19 protein-coding genes are annotated in these 16,581 nt (G+C 70.0%); 1 reads left to right on the forward strand and 18 read right to left on the reverse strand.

From position 1 onward, the window contains the following. Positions 1–4: 4 nt before the first annotated feature. Genes NITAL_RS01705 through NITAL_RS01720 form a run of 4 tightly spaced genes read right to left on the reverse strand, consistent with a single transcriptional unit; the run spans position 5 to position 3,756 of the window. Positions 5–1,426, reverse strand: a complete 1,422-nt coding sequence (locus NITAL_RS01705) for an aldehyde dehydrogenase family protein (RefSeq protein WP_169786690.1) — start codon at positions 1,424–1,426, stop codon at positions 5–7. After that, positions 1,423–2,211 carry an SDR family NAD(P)-dependent oxidoreductase gene (locus NITAL_RS01710; protein WP_052664365.1) on the reverse strand — a complete coding sequence of 263 codons (789 nt, stop codon included), beginning with the start codon at positions 2,209–2,211 and terminating at the stop codon, positions 1,423–1,425. Before NITAL_RS01710 ends, NITAL_RS01705 begins: the two co-directional genes overlap by 4 nt. 2 nt (positions 2,212–2,213) lie before the next feature. Further along, positions 2,214–2,588, reverse strand: a complete 375-nt coding sequence (locus NITAL_RS01715) for a cupin domain-containing protein (protein WP_211262145.1) — start codon at positions 2,586–2,588, stop codon at positions 2,214–2,216. Between the two features lie 4 nt (positions 2,589–2,592). Continuing rightward, the gene (locus tag NITAL_RS01720) at positions 2,593–3,756 is read right to left on the reverse strand and encodes a mandelate racemase/muconate lactonizing enzyme family protein (protein WP_052664366.1); all 1,164 of its coding nucleotides are present in this window, start codon (positions 3,754–3,756) and stop codon (positions 2,593–2,595) included. Between the two features lie 195 nt (positions 3,757–3,951). Here NITAL_RS01720 and NITAL_RS01725 point away from each other — a divergent pair, with 195 nt between their 5' ends. Further along, complete coding sequence (locus NITAL_RS01725; protein WP_169786691.1) at positions 3,952–4,659, forward strand: FadR/GntR family transcriptional regulator; 708 nt, start codon at positions 3,952–3,954, stop codon at positions 4,657–4,659. Positions 4,660–4,759: 100 nt separating this feature from the next. On the opposite strand, the gene NITAL_RS01730 is transcribed toward NITAL_RS01725, so the two are convergent. From NITAL_RS01730 to secY, 14 genes are all read right to left on the reverse strand, one after another. Next, positions 4,760–5,617, reverse strand: a complete 858-nt coding sequence (locus tag NITAL_RS01730) for an S-layer homology domain-containing protein (RefSeq protein WP_169786692.1) — start codon at positions 5,615–5,617, stop codon at positions 4,760–4,762. Positions 5,618–5,844: 227 nt separating this feature from the next. Continuing rightward, positions 5,845–7,383 carry an S-layer homology domain-containing protein gene (locus tag NITAL_RS01735; protein WP_083441127.1) on the reverse strand — a complete coding sequence of 513 codons (1,539 nt, stop codon included), beginning with the start codon at positions 7,381–7,383 and terminating at the stop codon, positions 5,845–5,847. A 172-nt stretch (positions 7,384–7,555) separates the two neighbouring features. Next, on the reverse strand, positions 7,556–8,413 hold the full coding sequence (gene truA, locus NITAL_RS01740; protein WP_052664370.1) for a tRNA pseudouridine(38-40) synthase TruA: 858 nt from the start codon (positions 8,411–8,413) through the stop codon (positions 7,556–7,558). Next, positions 8,410–9,027 (reverse strand): 50S ribosomal protein L17, encoded by a 618-nt coding sequence (gene rplQ / locus NITAL_RS29330; protein ID WP_052664371.1) that lies wholly within the window; start codon positions 9,025–9,027, stop codon positions 8,410–8,412. Before rplQ ends, truA begins: the two co-directional genes overlap by 4 nt. Positions 9,028–9,121: 94 nt before the next feature. Further along, a complete protein-coding gene (gene rpoA / locus NITAL_RS01750; RefSeq protein WP_052664372.1) occupies positions 9,122–10,159 on the reverse strand; it encodes a DNA-directed RNA polymerase subunit alpha in 1,038 nt (345 codons plus the stop codon). Positions 10,160–10,387: 228 nt separating this feature from the next. Beyond that, positions 10,388–10,993 carry a 30S ribosomal protein S4 gene (gene rpsD / locus NITAL_RS01755; RefSeq protein WP_052664373.1) on the reverse strand — a complete coding sequence of 202 codons (606 nt, stop codon included), beginning with the start codon at positions 10,991–10,993 and terminating at the stop codon, positions 10,388–10,390. A gap of 151 nt (positions 10,994–11,144) precedes the next feature. Continuing rightward, positions 11,145–11,534, reverse strand: coding sequence for a 30S ribosomal protein S11 (gene rpsK, locus NITAL_RS01760; protein WP_052664374.1), 390 nt, complete (start codon positions 11,532–11,534; stop codon positions 11,145–11,147). Positions 11,535–11,543: 9 nt separating this feature from the next. Continuing rightward, on the reverse strand, positions 11,544–11,924 hold the full coding sequence (rpsM, locus tag NITAL_RS01765; protein ID WP_052664375.1) for a 30S ribosomal protein S13: 381 nt from the start codon (positions 11,922–11,924) through the stop codon (positions 11,544–11,546). A 16-nt stretch (positions 11,925–11,940) separates the two neighbouring features. Further along, positions 11,941–12,054 carry a 50S ribosomal protein L36 gene (gene rpmJ / locus NITAL_RS01770; protein ID WP_052664376.1) on the reverse strand — a complete coding sequence of 38 codons (114 nt, stop codon included), beginning with the start codon at positions 12,052–12,054 and terminating at the stop codon, positions 11,941–11,943. A 264-nt stretch (positions 12,055–12,318) separates the two neighbouring features. Next, positions 12,319–12,540 carry a translation initiation factor IF-1 gene (gene infA, locus NITAL_RS01775; protein ID WP_052664377.1) on the reverse strand — a complete coding sequence of 74 codons (222 nt, stop codon included), beginning with the start codon at positions 12,538–12,540 and terminating at the stop codon, positions 12,319–12,321. 230 nt (positions 12,541–12,770) lie between these two features. Beyond that, a complete protein-coding gene (locus NITAL_RS01780) occupies positions 12,771–13,595 on the reverse strand; it encodes a DUF6498-containing protein (protein ID WP_052664378.1) in 825 nt (274 codons plus the stop codon). Between the two features lie 27 nt (positions 13,596–13,622). After that, positions 13,623–14,426, reverse strand: a complete 804-nt coding sequence (map, locus tag NITAL_RS01785; protein WP_052664379.1) for a type I methionyl aminopeptidase — start codon at positions 14,424–14,426, stop codon at positions 13,623–13,625. An 8-nt stretch (positions 14,427–14,434) separates the two neighbouring features. Beyond that, positions 14,435–15,100, reverse strand: a complete 666-nt coding sequence (locus NITAL_RS01790) for an adenylate kinase (protein WP_052664380.1) — start codon at positions 15,098–15,100, stop codon at positions 14,435–14,437. 46 nt (positions 15,101–15,146) lie between these two features. After that, a complete protein-coding gene (gene secY, locus NITAL_RS01795) occupies positions 15,147–16,442 on the reverse strand; it encodes a preprotein translocase subunit SecY (protein ID WP_052664381.1) in 1,296 nt (431 codons plus the stop codon). Positions 16,443–16,581 lie beyond the last annotated feature (139 nt).

Consider the following 16,581-nt stretch of genomic DNA (forward strand, 5'->3'; position numbering starts at 1 on the left):
CGCCTCAACTGCGCCAGCTCACCAGCTTCGTCCTCGTGAAGAACTCCATGGACTCCGGGCCATGCTCCTTGGTGGCCGTGCCAGAGAGCTTGAAACCACCGAACGGCAGCGGCAGATCGATGCCCGCCGTCGGGCCGTTGACCGCGACGACACCGCAGTCGATGCGCTCGGAGAGCGCCTGCGCGCGAGCGAGGTCTCGCGTGTGGATCGCCGCCGCGAGGCCGTACACCGTGTCGTTGCACACCCGGAGCGCCTCGTCCTCGTCGTCCACCTCGAGCACCGCGAGCACCGGTCCGAAGACCTCCTCGCGGGCGATCTCCATGTCCGGCTTCACGCCCGTCAGGACGGTCGGTGCGTAGTAGTGGCCCGGACCGGGCAGCACCTTCCCGCCGTGCACGGCCGCGGCGCCCTGTGCCGTGGCGCGGTCGACGAAACCGGCCGTGGCTTCCACCTGCGCCCGGTCGATGAGCGGACCCATCGTCGTCGCTTCGTCGTCCGTGGGTCCCACGACGAGACGGCCGACCCGGTCGAGGATCGCGTCCGTCAGCTCACCCGCCACCGAGCGCTGCACGATGACGCGGCTGGTGGCGGTGCACTGCTGCCCCGCAGAGGCGTACGCGGCGGCGACGATCACCTCCGCTGCCCGGCCGAGATCGGCATCCTCGAGGACGATCGCGGCGTTCTTGCCTCCGAGTTCGAGTTGGGTGCGCACGAGGCGGCCGGAGAGCTGTGCCTGCAGCTGGAGACCCACCTCCGTCGACCCCGTGAACGTGACCGCGGCGATGTCGCTGGCGGAGACCAGAGCCCCACCCACCGTCCTGCCTGAACCCGCGACGAGTTGCACGGCTCCTGCTGGGGCCCCGGCGTCAGCGATGGCCTGGACCATCAGGGCAGCGGTCAGCGGGGTGGCAGAAGCCGGCTTCAAGATGATCGGCGCCCCAGCCAGCATGGCAGGCGCGAGCTTGCGAGCCGGCGACGCCGCCGGGACGTTCCAGGGGGTGATCGCGACGACCGTCCCGATGGGCTCCCGGCGCGTCTCGTGTCGATAGCCCGTCCCGGCCCCGACCGCGCGGCCGTCAAGGGAGCCGGCCAACCCGCCGTAGTAGCGGAAGGTGGTGATGGCCTTGTCCACCTCCCCTCGCGCCTCGCGCAGCGGCCGTCCTCCTTCACGTGAGAGCGTGCTGACCAGGTCATCACGTCGCCGCTCGAGCTCGTCGGCGACCCGACGAACCAACCGCTCGCGCTCTGCCGGCGCGGCGGACGCCCACGCCTGTCGCACGGACCCCGCGGCGGCGAGCGCACGAGCCACATCCTCCGGTGAGGCCGCCGGCGCACGACCGATCAGCTCGCCGGTACTCGGATCCTCGACGTCGATGGTGCTGGCGCCATCGACCCAGTCACCACCGATGAGGTTCTGCACCCTCACGACATCACCAATCCGCCGTCGACGTTGAGCGCCTGGCCGGTGATCGAGGCGGCGAGATCGCTGGCCAGGAACGCGACCGCATCGCCGATGTCCTCGGGCGTCTGCCCGTGGCCGAGTGGGATGAGCCGCTCAGCCTTGCGTGTGAAGAACTCCTCATCCGTCAGCTCCAGCACCGTCGGATCGACCTCTGCTGCCGCCAGTCGCTGCTCACGGTAGAACGGTGTGAGCACCATCCCGGGGCAGACGGCGTTGACACGCACGCCGTCCCCCGCCAGATCACGAGCCATCACCTGCGTGAAGTTGATGACCGCCGCCTTCGACGCCGAGTACGGCGGGCTCGTCTGGAAGCCGGTGCGGCCGCTGACCGAAGCGATGTTGACGATCGATCCCACCGGTGACCGCTGGAGGTGTGGTACGCAGGCTCGCGAGACGAGGAAGGTGCCGACGACGTTCACCTCCCAGGGCAGTGACCAGTCCGGAGCGTCGAGCCGGGTGAACGGCATCCCGACGCGGCTGGCGACCCCCGCCCCGTTGACGACGATGTCGAGCCCGGCGTCCCCGACGTTGTCCCGCACCGTGGCCTCGACCGCGGTGGGGTCGGTGATGTCGAGCACCGTGCGCTCCAGAGCCGGGTGATCGTCCATCTTCTCGAGCGACGCCGCGCTCAGGTCGGTCGCGAGCACGTTCGCGCCAGCCGCGAGCAGGCGTCGGACGATGCCGACGCCGATACCGCCAGCTCCCCCGGTGACGAGCGCGTGCCGGCCGGTCAGATCGATCGTGAGCATCGTCAACTCCTGTCGAACTCGAGCGCCGAAGGTCCGACCCAGCCTGGCAGCTGATCGAGCCTCGGCGGTGAGAAGATCTCGTAGTACTCGGCCCCGTCGGGGCCGACGCCGATCGCGCCGTGCCAGCTGCCGGGCGGGAACACCACCAGGTCTCCCGCTTTCACCCAGAGGTCCTCGTCGTCGATCTGCAGGTGGACCGAGCCGTCGATCATCACGAGCAACTGCTCGTTGTCGTGCCGGTGAAGCTTGCCGTCGAAGACCGCGTCCGGGGTCGTTTCCACGCGAACCGCCGAGAGCCGCTCCGCGGCGATGGCGCGACGGGAGGAACCTTGGCGCATGCCGGGGCCTCCGGGGATCGCGTGCCAGTCGATGCGCACCTGACTACCTCCTCATCCCGTGGCCGGCCCCGATGGATGGCTGTCCGTTCCAAGGGTGGGCGGCGACGAAGTCCCAGTCGATCTCGAAGCCCAGACCGGGACCATCCGGCGGTTGCACGCAACCTTCCTTGATCGCGAGGGGTAGATCCGCGAGGTCGGTCATCAGATCGTTGTGCGTGATGTCCCACTCGAACATCGCCGGGTGCGCGCTCGCCGCGACCAGGTGGAGGTTCGCCGCGACCGTGATGATGTCGTTGAAGGTGTGCGGGTTCCAGTCCAGGCCGTGGCAAGAGGCGAGGTCGGAGATCCGTCGCGCCTCCGTCAGACCTCCGGCGCGGGACGCGTCAGCCTGCATGACGTCGACCGCGTCGGCGCGAACCAGGTCAGCGAAGGCGTGCCGCGTGTAGAGGTTCTCGCCCGTGGCGATCCGGACGGTACGGCGAGCTGCGCGCAGGTGACGGTGCCCCTCGATGTCATCGATGCTGATCGGCTCCTCGAACCAGTAGCACTCGAGTTCCTCGAGGGCATCGAGGACCCGCGTGGCCTCGATACGACCCAACGCCTGGTTCGCGTCGACGAGCAGGTCCACGTCCGTGCCGATCGCTGCGCGGATCGCCGACAGGTTGGCGACGTCACGACGCCAGTTCGCGCCGATCTTCACCTTGACCGCAGTGAACCCCCGCTCCACCCACGACTCCGCCTGGGATGCCGCCTCTTGCGGCGCCAGATCCCAGTAGATCGAGGAGGCGTAGACGCGGACGCCATCAGGGTGGTAGCGCCCGCCCAGGAGCTGGTGGAGCGGCTGCCCCGTCACGCGGCCTCGCAGGTCCCAGAGTGCGATGTCGATCCCGGAGAGCGCCGCGATGCCCACCCCCCGATGGCCGAGGTTGCGCGAGATCTCGCCGTGGTAGAGGCGATGCCACAGGAACGGGATGTCGCCGGGATCGCATCCCACGAGGTGGGGTGCGATGACGTCCTCGACGACGCGCTTCAGGACGGCCAGATCGTAGGGCCCGGAGGGTGACCCGACGCCGACGGCTCCGTCGTCGGTGCGGATCTCGATCAGGCACATCTGCCGTGCCAGCTTGAGGCCTGCGCCGGACTCGACCCGCTTCTCCGGTGGGATGCTGGTGTGGATCAGATGCGCGCGGACCGACTCGATCTTCATGTGTTCGCCCCAACTCGGAACAGCTCAGTATTGTGCGGAAACTAAGTCATCAGGTCATTCATGTCAACCGAGATCGCGCACATCCGTGGGGTCACGACGTGGAGGCCTGCCCCGCTCGCGGCGCACGGTCCGTTAGGTTGAGGTGCAAGACTCTCTGGGGGCCCGACCCGGCGACGGATGCGGATCGAGAACGCCATGCCTGAGCTGCGACGAGTTCGTATCGCGGATGAGATCGCATCGCACTTGGAGCAGCGCATCGTCGCCGGTGAGTACACCGCCGGCGACCGCCTTCCGAGTCTGCGCAAACTCGCAGAGGAGTTCGGCGTCTCGCCGTTGACCGTTCGGGAAGCGACGGCCTCGCTCGAGGCCAAGGGTCTGGTTCGTGCTCGTCACGGCGCTGGCACCTACGTCCTGGCCCGGGGCGACCGCCAGGTCAGCGACCCGTGGATCATCTCCCCCGATGACCTCAACGACTACGAGGAACTGGTCGAGGCCCGCCTGTACGTCGAATCCGCCCTCGTCGAACTGGCCGCGAAGAAGCGCAGCGATGACGATCTCGAGACGTTGCGCTCGATCGTCGAGGACATGCGGGCCGCCAGGCAGGATCCCGAGCGCTTCCTCGCGGCCGACTACTCCTTCCACGTCGCCCTCGCGGAGGCGGCACACAACCGCGCACTTCGAAGCGCGATGATCGCGATCCGCGGGCCGTTGAAGCGCCTCATGGCTGCCCGGAGCGCCCATGATTGCGAGCGGGACGGGAACCTCGACCGAGCCATCACGGACCACGAGGCCATCCTCGAGGGGATCGAGGCGGGCCGAGCTGCTGAAGCCCGACGCGCGCTCAAGCGGATCACCGACCGAGCAGGTCGACACATCGGCCGGTTCCGTCAGTCGGAGACCTGACCGAGCTCGGGTGACCATCGCCGACGGCTGGCCCGGCGTGGTGGTGCCCCGGCCGCAAGAGCGACCGGGGCACCACCGAGCCTCGAAGGGTCGGGGCGCGCTACTGCTCGCCGCGCTCGTCCGGGGGCACCGTGCCCTCGAGCTCGACGATGATGTCCATCAGGCGCATGAGGAACGCCGACATCTGCGCCCTCGTGACGTCGGCGGACGGTCCGTACGAACCGTCGGCACGCCCGGTCACGATGCCGGCCGCGCACAGCAGCTTGACGTTGTCGATGTGGCTCGGCGGGATGTCGCCCTCGTCGGTGAAGATGCCATCGCAGCGCCCACGGTCGAGGATCTCGACGAGCCCCTCGAGGGTGCGGGCGATGAACGACCCCATCTGCGCGCGCGTCACGCGGTCCGCCGGTGCGTAGGTCGTGGCGGTCTTGCCGCTGACGATGCGCACGCCCAGCATCTCGGCGAGCTCGTCGGAGGCCAGGGTGTTGATCGCGATGCCGACCTCACCGGTCGCGGGCACGTCATGGAACTGTGACCGGGACGGTGGCTCCGGCAGTTCGATGAGGTCGTCCAGCATGCGGAAGATGAAGACCGCCATCTGCTGGCGGGTGACGAACTCGTTGGGTGCGTACTCGGTCGCGGTCTTGCCCTGCGTGATCTCGTACCAGACCAGGCAGTCGATCTCGCGAGCGAAGTTGAAGCTCGACGGGACGTCCCGGAAACCGGCCTTCGGCACCCGGTCCTTCGGGCACGCGTAGGACAGGTCGCGCACCTGGATCGCGCTGTTCGACGCGGTGCGGGCCGTAGGCCCGTCAGCGGCTGCGGCACTGCTCGCACCGAAGCTGGCGGCCGAGCCGGACGGTGGCGCTGCGGATGCGGCCGTGGGCGCGAGCAGCCCCACGGTCAGCAGCAGCGAGGTGGTGAACACGCCGAGACGGCGTGCAGGACGGAGTCGCATCGTTCGATCCCCCATGAGAGCGGTCGGTGGCCGGCAGGTACCCCGTGCACGACCCGACACCGGCATCTGACCGGCGGCGCGCGCAGTCTGACGTGCCGGGGGCTCGAGATGCCGCCGATCCACCCATCTCGCCCCTCGTCGCGCGCCGCTCGCACGCGGCGTGCATCGGTCAGGACGCGCAGGTGCCCCGGCCGCTGAGCGACCGGGGCACCGAGGCGCACGGTGGGTCAGGCCGGCACGATCGCTCGACGACCGCCGCTCGCGCCGAGCTTCGCGCCCGGCGGGAAGGTGTTGTCGAACTCGTTCAGCCACATCCCGAGGTTGGCGTTCGCGACCGAGTTCGAGACCGAACTCGGCGCCCGGACGTAGGCCTCCGACGAGGGCTCGAACTCGTTGTCGCCGAGCAGCGTGCCCCACCCATCAGCCTCGAGGTAGGTGTCGACGAGGTCGACCCCGACCGAGCTACCGGCGATCGTGGACCCCAGGAGCCAGGTGAGCCCGGTCTGGTTCACCGAGATGGCCGTCGGTGCCTCGAACAGGTTGGCGACGGCGAAGACCACGCCTTGCGAACGGACGTCCAGCGCCGGCGCACCCCCGGAGGTGACATCGAACCCGACGACGGCGTTGAAGGCCTGCGCCGAGGAACCGTTGACGCGGATCGAGCCGTCGAGCGGCACGGTGGCGTCGTCGATCGAGAACAGGTTGACCCCGAAGGCCTTCCCGGACGACAGCACGACCGCCTCTGAGTACGGCGTCGCTCGCGGTCGCACGAGCACCTGCACGGCGTACCCCTGCAGGCTGCGGGCGTGGTCGACGCCGGCCTGGATCGAACAGAACGGCTTGGACTGCGTGCCCTGGCCCGTGTCGCTGCAGGCCTGGGCGCCGCGGTCGACGAAGACGTCGACGAACGCGTCCGGCGGCAGGGTGATCTTGGCCTCGACCCAGACGTCCATGAGACGCATCAGGAAGGCGGCCATCTGTCCGCGGGTCACGTCGAGCGCGGGCCCGTAGGTGCCGTCGGACCGGCCGGTGACGATGCCGAACGAGCACAGCAGCTTGACGTTGCGGCGGTGCGTGCTCGGGATGGCAGCCTCGTCGGTGAAGACACCGTCGCAGCTGCCACGATCGATCGTCGCCCCGCTGAACTCAGCGACCCCTTCGAGGGTGCGGGCGATGAACGAACCCATCTGGGCGCGGGTGACCTCGCCTCGCGGGTCGAACGTGGTCGCCGTCTTGCCAGCCACGATCTGGACGCCGAGCAGGTCCTCGAGGTCCTCCGACGCCAGGGTGTTGATGGCCCGGCCGACCTCACCGGTTGCCGGAACGTCGCTGAAGAGCGAGCGCCGCGGGGCCTCGACGTACTCGGTGATCTCCAGGTACTCGAGTGTCCGGTAGATGAAGACCGCCATCTGCTGGCGCGTCACGCTGTCGTTGGGTGCGTACTCGGTCGCGGTCTTGCCCTGGGTGACCTCGTACCAGACCAAACAATCGATGGCCTTGGCGAAGTCGTAGCTCGTCGGTACGTCACGGAACCCAGCCGACGGCACACGGCCTGACGGGCATGCGTCAGACAGGTCGCGCACCTTGATCGGGGTCGTGGAGGATGCGCGGACGGCCCCCTGCTCGGTCAGCACGGAACCGCGCTCCCCGAGGGTGGCAGCGGAACCGGATGGTGCTGCGGACGCTGCCGTGGGCGCGAGCAGCCCGACGGTCAGCAGCAGCGAGGTGGTGAGCACGCCGAGACGGCGTGCAGGACGGAGTCGCATCGTTCGATCCCCCAGAGGGTCGAGCCCGCGGTCGGCACGGCCCGTGCGCGACCCGTCGCCGGCGCCTGACCGGCGGCGCGCGGAGTCTCACCGACGCGCCCCCGTGCGCGTGTGCCGAGCGCGCCTCCGGGTGTCTTCCGGGCGGGGCCCGCGCACGGCCTTCAGGCTGGCTTCAGGTACCGGCGGGCGGGGCAGCCGGGAAACGGCGTCCGTAGGTCACCCGCTCCAGCGTCAGGCCGTGCGGGGGGGCCACTCGTGCCAGCAGTTGCCGGTCGCGGGACGCGAGCACCTCGCCGACCCGGTCAGGCTCCCAGCGGTGACGGCCGACCTCGACCAGGCACCCCACGATCGAACGCACCTGGTTGTGGCAGAACGCCGCACCCGCCAGGCGGACGTGCACCTGGCCCGGCGCCGGCCGGGTGATCGCGATCTGGTCGAGCCGGCGCACCGACGAGCGGCCCGGTACCCGCTTGCAGAACGCGGCGAAGTCGTGCTCGCCCAACAGGTACCGAGCAGCGGCGCGCATCGGCGGCAGCGCGAGCGGGACACCGACGTGCCAGCGGTCGAAGCGGTCCAGCGGTGCGACGGTCTCGGCGTCGACGAGGCGGTAGCGGTACCCGCGACCGGTCGCAGAGAACCGGGCGTCGAAGTCGTCAGGCACGCGGCGGACCTGCCACAGGGTGATGGCCGGGCCGACGAGGCCATCGACCCGCCGGCGCAGCTCGGGGCTGGTCGGCCGGCCACCGAGCAGATCGGCCAGGGACCGCTGCGCCACCGCGACGCTCGGGTCCACGTCGAGGTGCACGACCTGGGCCACGGCGTGGACGCCACGGTCGGTGCGGCCCGCGCAGGTGGTCAGCACCTCCTGACCCAGACAACGCGACAGGGCACCCTCGAGGGTGCCCTGCACGGTGGTCTGATCCGGCTGCCGGGCGAACCCCGCGAACGGCGAACCGTCGTAGGCGAGGTCGATGCGCAGCCGGAGGCGCGGCAACCGCGGGCCTGCGCCCGCGGCTGACGCTGCCGTCACTCGCTCTTCTCGTCCGACTCGTCCTCGGCCGGCGAGTCCACCGACTCGGGCGACGCGGGTGAGTCGACGCTCTCGGGCGAGTCGACGCTCTCGGGCGACTCCGCCACGTCCGCGTCCTCGGGCACGTCGACGTCGTCCTCGAGGAGCGCGGTCCCGGCGCCGCCGGTCTCCGCGACCGCCTTGCGGCGCCGACCGAAGAGCCCGCGCGAACGGCCGGCCTTGGCCTCCTCGATGGCCTCGTCACCGGAGGCCTCGCCCCGGTCGACCAGCTCGATGATGACCATGGGGGTGTTGTCACCCGCCCGGGGGCCGAGCTTGAGGATGCGCGTGTACCCGCCGTTGCGGTCGGCGAAGCGCGGCGCGACCTCCTCGAACAGGTACGCCACGACGTCCCGGTCACCGCGCAGCTGGGCCAGCACCGCGCGGCGCGACGCGAGGTCGCCCCGCTTGGCCTTGGTGATCAGGCGCTCGGCGTAGGGCCGCAGCATCTTGGCCTTGGCCTGGGTGGTGGTGATGCGGCCGTGGCGGAACAGGTCGCTCGCCTGGTTGGCGAGCAGGTGGCGCTGGTGCGCCGCGCCGCCGCCGAGCCGCGGCCCACGCTTCGGGGTCGGCATCTGAAGATCTCCTCCGCCCCGTCTGGGGCACTTGCCTGGACGCATCGTGCGCGTCGGGGGTCAGCGGGGGGCGCCGAGCCCCCCGCAGGTGGTGCTACTCCTTGAGCGCGATGCCCAGCTCGACGAGCTTGTCCTTGACCTCGTCGACCGACTTCGACCCGAAGTTGCGGATCTCGAGCAGGTCCTGCTCGGTCTTGTCGAGCAGTTCGCCCACGGTGCCCACACCCTCACGCTTGAGGCAGTTGTAGGACCGCACGGACAGGTCGAGGTCCTCGATGAGCATCGACTTGACCGGGTCGGTACCGATGGAGGCCAGCGCCTCCTCCGGGGAGACCACGATGCCGCCGGGGCCCGAGGTCTCGAACCCGGCGAACTGCTCGAAGAGGCCCTTGAGGGTCTCGCCGGCCGAGGACAACGCCTGGGCCGGGGTGAGCGAGCCGTCGGTCTCGACGTCGAGGATCAGCTTGTCGTAGTTGGTCATCTGCTCGACGCGGGTCGACTCGACGCGGTAGGCCACGCGACGGATCGGCGAGAACACCGAGTCGATCGCGATGACCCCGATCGGGTCGTTGGAGCGCTTGTTGTTGTCGGCCGTGACGTACCCGCGGCCGCGCTCGACGGTGAGGTACATCTCGAGGTGGCCGTTGGCGTTCAGCGTCGCGATGTGGAGGTCCTCGTTGACGACCTCGACCTGCGACGGCGCGAAGATGTTCTCCGCGGTGAGGACACCCGGTCCGTCACCACCGAGGAAGATCTCGACCGGCTCGTCGGAGTCCGAGCGGACCACGAGGTCCTTGATGTTCAGGATGATGTCGGTGACATCCTCCTTGACACCCTCGATCGCCGAGAACTCGTGGAGGACCGACCCGCCCTCGGGGCCCGCGGCCTGGGCCGAGGTGAAGCGGATGCGCGTCACCGCTGCGCCCGGCACCGAGCTGAGGAGGGTCCGGCGCAGCGAGTTGCCGATCGTGTACCCGAAGCCCGGCTCGAGCGGATCGATGGTGAACCGCGAGCGCAGGCCCTCCTCGAGGGTCCCCTCCTCGAGGCGCGGGCGGTAGGAGATGAACGGCGAGCCAGCCTGGGTCTCACCGAGGCTGAAGCTGTCGTCGTCGTAGAAACCGAAGTCCGACATCGTATGGTGTTCCTTCGTTGAGTTCGGTGGGGACGTCCCCCCACCGACGCGCCGCCCTCGTTCCCGGGCCATCGGCGACGCGTCCGCTGCTCCCGCGGGCCGGATCCCGGGCCGGACGCGGGCCCCTCGACGGGCGCCGAGAGGGTCGGTGGCGTGTGACCACCGGTGGCGGCGCGGGTGCGCCGCCGGGCGACCGGTGCGGCGCGAGCCGCCCGGACGCCGGGAGAGCTACTTGGAGTAGAGCTCGACGATCATCTGCTCGGTCACCGGCGCGTCGATCTGCGACCGGATCGGAGCGTCGACCACCGTGACCGAGAACTGGTCCACGTCGGTCGACAGCCAGCCCGGCACGTCGCGGGCGCCGAAGACCTCCAGCGAGCCGACGACGGCCTGGCTCGAGCGCGACTTCTCGCGGATCTGCACCACGTCACCCGGCTTGACCCGGTAGGACGGGATGTTGGTCGAGCGACCGTTCACGGTGACGTGACGGTGCGAGACCATCTGCCGCGCCTCGGCGCGGGTCCGCGCGAACCCACCGCGGTAGACCACGTTGTCCAGCCGCAGCTCGAGCAGGATCAGCAGGTTCTCACCGGTGAGGCCGTCCTTGCGGGTCGCCTCCTCGTAGTACCGGCGGAACTGCTTCTCGAGCACGCCGTAGTAGTAGCGCGCCTTCTGCTTCTCGCGGAGCTGGAGGAGGTACTCCGACTCCTTGATGCGGCCTCGACCGTGGTCGCCCGGCGGGTAGGGGCGCTTGTCGAAGTTCTTGTCGTTGCCCTTGAGGTCGACGCCGTAGCGGCGCGACTTCTTGGTCATGGGGCCGGTGTAACGAGCCACGTGCGGTTCCTTCCTCGATCACCCCACCTTGGGGTGATCACGGGAGCGACCTCGTCGGGGCGCTCCTCCCCGTCACGGTGTGCCGCGACGGAGGTGCGGATCAGATGATCGGCGTCGCCAGCGTCAGGTGCATCATCGGGATGCGCCCTCGTCAGGTGCGACGACGCTTCGGGGGACGGCAGCCGTTGTGCGGCACCGGGGTGATGTCCTTGATGGACAGCACCTCGACACCGGCGGCAGCCAGGGTGCGGATGGCGGTCTCGCGACCAGCACCCGGGCCCTTGCACAGCACGTCGACCTTGCGGACGCCGTTGTCGATGGCCGCCTTGGTCGCCTGCTCGGCCGCGACCTGCGCCGCGAACGGCGTGGACTTGCGGCTGCCCTTGAACCCGGCGTTGCCGCCGGTCGACCAGCACAGGACGTTGCCCTGCTGGTCGGTGAAGGTGATGGTGGTGTTGTTGAACGTCGCCTTGATGTGGCACTTGGCGTGCAGGACGTTCTTGCGCTCGCGCTTGCGGCCGCGCTGCTTCTTCTGCGCCATGACTTACCCCTACTTCCGGGTCGGCTTGCGGATGCCACCGACGGCGCGCTTCGGGCCCTTGCGGGAACGCGCGTTGGTGTGGGTGCGCTGACCACGGACGGGCAGGCCCAGGCGGTGACGGATGCCCTGGTACGAGCCGATCTCGATCTTGCGCTTGATGTTGTTCGCCACCTCGCGCCGGAGGTCACCCTCGATGCGGTAGGCGTTCTCGATGTGGTTGCGCAGCCGCTGGACCTCGTCCTCGTTGAGGTCGCGGACGCGCGTGTCGGGGTCGACGTCGGTGGCGGCCAGCGTCTGCTGGGCGCGCGTCTGTCCGACGCCGTAGATGTAGGTGAGTGCGACGACCACCCGCTTCTCGCGGGGGATGTCGACGCCTGCGATGCGTGCCATCAGTCGATCTCCTCCGTCAGCCCTGGCGCTGCTTGTGGCGTGGGTTGTCACAGATCACGCGCACGGCGCCCTTGCGGCGGATGATCTTGCACTTGTCACACATCTTCTTCACGGAAGGGTGGACCTTCACGTCGTCGCTCCTTCGGCGGTTCGCACGACCCGGGTGGTCGTCCGCGGTGCGGGGCACGGTGTCGCGCCTCGCCCCAGGGCCGCGCGCCCGATCCCGTGGTGGGGGGCGCCTCGGAACACCGTGCCCACGCCCTGGTCGGGGTGGGTGGGTGCCGGCCAGCCGTCGCAGCTCGCCCGCACAGGTTCGCGGAGCGGCGGCGGATGCAGCGAGGTCGCAGGGTGCGCCTCGCGTTGTCGCCCCGGGTTCGGGGCGCGGTGCTCGGTCCTACTTGTAGCGGTAGGTGATGCGACCTCGGGTCAGGTCGTAGGGTGAGAGTTCGACGACCACCTTGTCCCCCGGCAGGATCCGGATGTAGTGCATCCGCATCTTCCCGGAGATGTGCGCGAGCACGTTGTGGCCGTTCTCGAGTTCCACCCGGAACTGCGTGTTGGGGAGGGCTTCGGTGACGACGCCCTCCACCTGGATGGACTCTTCCTTCTCGCTCACACTCGCTCCGCGGTCGTAGCTGCCTGTCACCGGCCCGCTGGGGGCCGCCACCTGCTCCGAGCGCGCGAGGTACGGACGCGGTCGACGGGGTGGGACGTGACGAAGCCCTGCCTCGAGTGGCACCCGAGAGCGGGTGACGCGGCAGGGCGCTCCGCGAAGGGTACCGACCGTCCGCGGGTGCCGGCAACCCGTGCTCCGCCCGCGCACCCGGACGCCCGGCGCACCGCCCGTCAACCGGGGGGGCGGTTGCCCACCTTCAGCCGGTCGGTGACCGCGAACCAGCCGACGAGCGCGGCCGTGGCCGCCAGCTCCATCGGTCCGGCCGACCCCGTCACCGCGCTCCCGAACACCGCTGCGACGATGGCGAAGAACCCGATCATCATGCCGAGGTGCAGGGTCACCACGTGGCCGAAGGCGTAGCCGAGCGCCTGGTCGGGGGCGATCCGTCGGAACGCGCGCGCCGCCGCCGCGAGCACGAGGAGGGCGGTGGCGACCACGCCACCAGCTGGGGACACCCCACCACCATCGGCGCCGAACGAGCCGATGTGGCCGAGGACGGAGATGAACCTGCCCTGGAACGAAGTCATCATGGCCAGCGGGACCAGCAGGATGAGCAGGGCGACGGCCAGGGACACGTGGCCGGGTGGGACCGGCGCCCCCGGGCCGAGGCCAGGTGCCGGCCCCGGGGCGGACGGGCGCGCCCCTGGCGGCGGCGGGGGCGGCTGCGACGACGGCGGGTGTGGCTGCGACGACGGCGGGGGTGACGACGACCAGGGTGGCGGTGCGGGAGGCGGGTTCGGACCGACCGAGCGCACCAGGCCGCCTCGCCCCTGCTTGATCTGAGCCGCCATCCACGGGGGCACGGCCACGCTGCCTCGGTTCGATCGCGCGAGCGACACCGTCGCGGCGATCCCGACCGAGATGTTCTCCAGCCACGCGGCGTACAGCAGCTGCGGTGCCCGCAGCTGGCCGGTCAGCACCCCGATGGCCAAGAGCGCCGTCCCGAGCCACTGGCCGACGCTCGCACGGCCACGTGCCTCCAGCAACCATCCCACGGCGATCCCCCCGGACTGGCGTTCGTGTCAGCCGACGGGTGACGGCTGTCCACCGAGGTGCGACGGCTCGTCGGACCGGGCGGTGAGCACCACCGGTCCGTCCTCGGTGATGGCGATGGTGTGCTCCCAGTGCGCCGAGATCGAGCCGTCCGCGGTCACCACGGTCCACCCGTCCTCGAGGGTCCGGGTCCGTTCCGTGCCGAGGTTGAACATCGGCTCGACCGCGATGACCCACCCGGGCGTCAGCTTCGAGCCCCGCCCCGCGGTGCCGTAGTTGGGTACCGACGGGTCCTCGTGGAGCGCCCGTCCGATGCCGTGCCCGACGTACTCGCGGACCACGCCGTAGCCCTGGGCGGTCGCGACGGCCTCGATGGCCGCGCCGACGTCGCCGAGGCGGTTGCCCGCCGCGACCTGCTCCAGACCTCGCCACAGCGCCGTGCGGGTGTCACGGACCAGCTGCGCGACCTCGGGCGCCACGGCGTCGTCACCGCCGACGATCAACGTGACGGCGGAGTCCCCGTGGAAGCCCTCGACGATGGCGCCGCAGTCGATCGAGATGACGCTGCCCTCGTCGAGCACCACCTGATCCGAGGGGATGCCGTGGACGATCTGGTCGTTCTTGGACGTGCACAGCGTCGCCGGGAAGCCGCGGTAGCCCTTGAACGACGGGACCGCCCCGTGTCCGCGGATGACCCCCTCGGCGATGGCATCGAGCTCGAGTGTGGTCATCCCCGGGCGGAGCCGAGCGGCGACCTCCTCGTGCGCTGCGGCCACGACGGCCCCCGCCCGCGCCATCCGGGCGATCTCCTCGGGGGACTTCCTGATGATCACGCCGGCCCTCAGCTGGTGGCGGTGCCTGCTGCCTCCTGGAGGACGGCGAGCACCCGGTCGGTGACGTCCTGGACCTCACCCTGGGCGTCGATGCGGCGCAGCTGCCCACGGGCCTCGTAGAACGCGACGAGTGGCTCGGTCTGCTCGCGGTACACCTCGAGGCGGTTGCGCACGACCTCCTCGCGGTCGTCGGCGCGTTGCTGGAGCTCACCGTCGCAGTCGTCGCAGCGCCCCTCGGTCGACGGCGGGTCGTACACGAGGTGGAAGATGCGGCCGCAGCCTGCGCAGGTCCGACGCCCGGTCAGCCGTCGCACGACCTCCTCGTGGTCGACCACGAGCTCGAGGACCGCGTCGAGCGGCACGCCGCGGGTGACCAGCACCTCGTCGAGCGCCTCGGCCTGCGGGACGGTCCGGGGGAACCCGTCGAACAGGAACCCGCCCTGGGCGTCGGGCTCGGCCAGCCGCTCGCCGACCATGCCGATGATGACCTCGTCGGGGACCAGCTCACCGGCGTCCATGAAGCGTTTGGCTTCGGCCCCGAGGGACGTGCCCGCCTTGACGTTGGCCCGGAGGATGTCGCCGGTGGAGATGTGCGGGACGCCGTGCGCGTCGACGATGCGCGAGGCCTGGGTGCCCTTGCCGGCGCCGGGCGGTCCGAGCAGGATCGTGCGCACATCTGGTCCTTGGGTCGCGGGGGCCGAGCGGTGGCGGTCGGATCGGTCAGCTGATGAAGCCCTCGTAGTTGCGCTGCATCAGCTGGGACTCGATCTGCTTCATGGTCTCGAGGCCCACACCGACCATGATCAGCAGCGAGACACCGCCGAGCGGGAACTGGGGGATGCCCGTGACGGCGATGAAGATGAACGGCACGGTCGCGATGGTCGCGAGGTAGAGCGAGCCGGGCAGGGTGATGCGGGTCAGCACGCTGTCGAGGTACTCCGCCGTCTGCCGACCGGGCCGGATCCCGGGGATGAAACCGCCGTAGCGCTTCATGTTGTCGGCGACCTCGACCGGGTTGAACGCGATCGCGGTGTAGAAGTAGGCGAAGAAGATGGTCATCGCCGCGAAGGTCGCGATGAACACCCAGCTGCTCGGCGATTCGAGGTACTGCTCGACGAACCGCTGCACCGCACCGATGCCCGACACCTGCGCGAACAGCCCCGGCAGGTACAGCAGCGAGGACGCGAAGATGACCGGGATGACGCCGGACTGGTTGACCTTCAGCGGGATGTAGGTCGCCTGGCCGCCGTAGCTGCGCCGGCCGATCTGTCGACGGGCGTACTGCACCGGGATGCGTCGCTGGCCCTGCTCCATGAAGACCACGGCGACGCAGACCACGACTCCGAGCAGGACCAGCCCGAGGACGTACTCCCAGCCGTTGAACGGCGAAGCCGGCCCCATCTCGGTGAGCACCAGCTGGAACTGCGAGGGGAACTGGCTGATGATCGACACGAAGATCAGCAGCGACATGCCGTTGCCGACACCGCGCTGGGTGATCAGCTCACCGAGCCACATGATCAGGGCCGTACCGGCGGTCAGGGTGATCACGATCAGCGCGACGGTGCCCGTCCCGCCGATGATGACGTTCTCGCCGAACGCCACCCCGGAGCGCGCCATGGTGACGAGGCCGGTGGCCTGCAGGACCGCGAGCCCGACGGTCACGTAGCGCGTGTACTGGGTGATCTTCTTGCGTCCCTGCTCACCCTCGCGCTGCAGGGCTTCGAGCTTGGGGATCACCACGGCGAGCAGCTGCATGATGATGCTGGCGGTGATGTACGGCATGATCCCGAGCGCGAAGACCGCCATCTGCTGCAGTGCACCGCCGGCGAAGACGTTGATGATGCCGACGACGTTGGCTGCCTCGCCGATGCCGCGGGCGGCCCGCAGGAGCTCGACGTTCACGCCTGGGACCGGGATCCACGCCCCGATCCGGTAGACGGCGACCATCGCCAGCGTGAACAGCAGCTTCTTACGCAGGTCGGGGATCTTGAAGGCGTTGACGAACGCGCGGAGCATGGGGTCCTCGTCGGCGGCTGGTGCCGGCGGGAGCCTGGTGGCGCGGGTCCGGGGCCGCCCGTGGCGCCCCCGCGGTCACGCTGTCGGTCCCGACGGCCCCCGACGACCGGCCGAGGGCGTCGGGGGTGGAGGAGGGTAG

The sequence above is a fragment of the Nitriliruptor alkaliphilus DSM 45188 genome, from assembly GCF_000969705.1.
In the GTDB taxonomy this organism is placed as follows: Bacteria; Actinomycetota; Nitriliruptoria; order Nitriliruptorales; family Nitriliruptoraceae; genus Nitriliruptor; species Nitriliruptor alkaliphilus.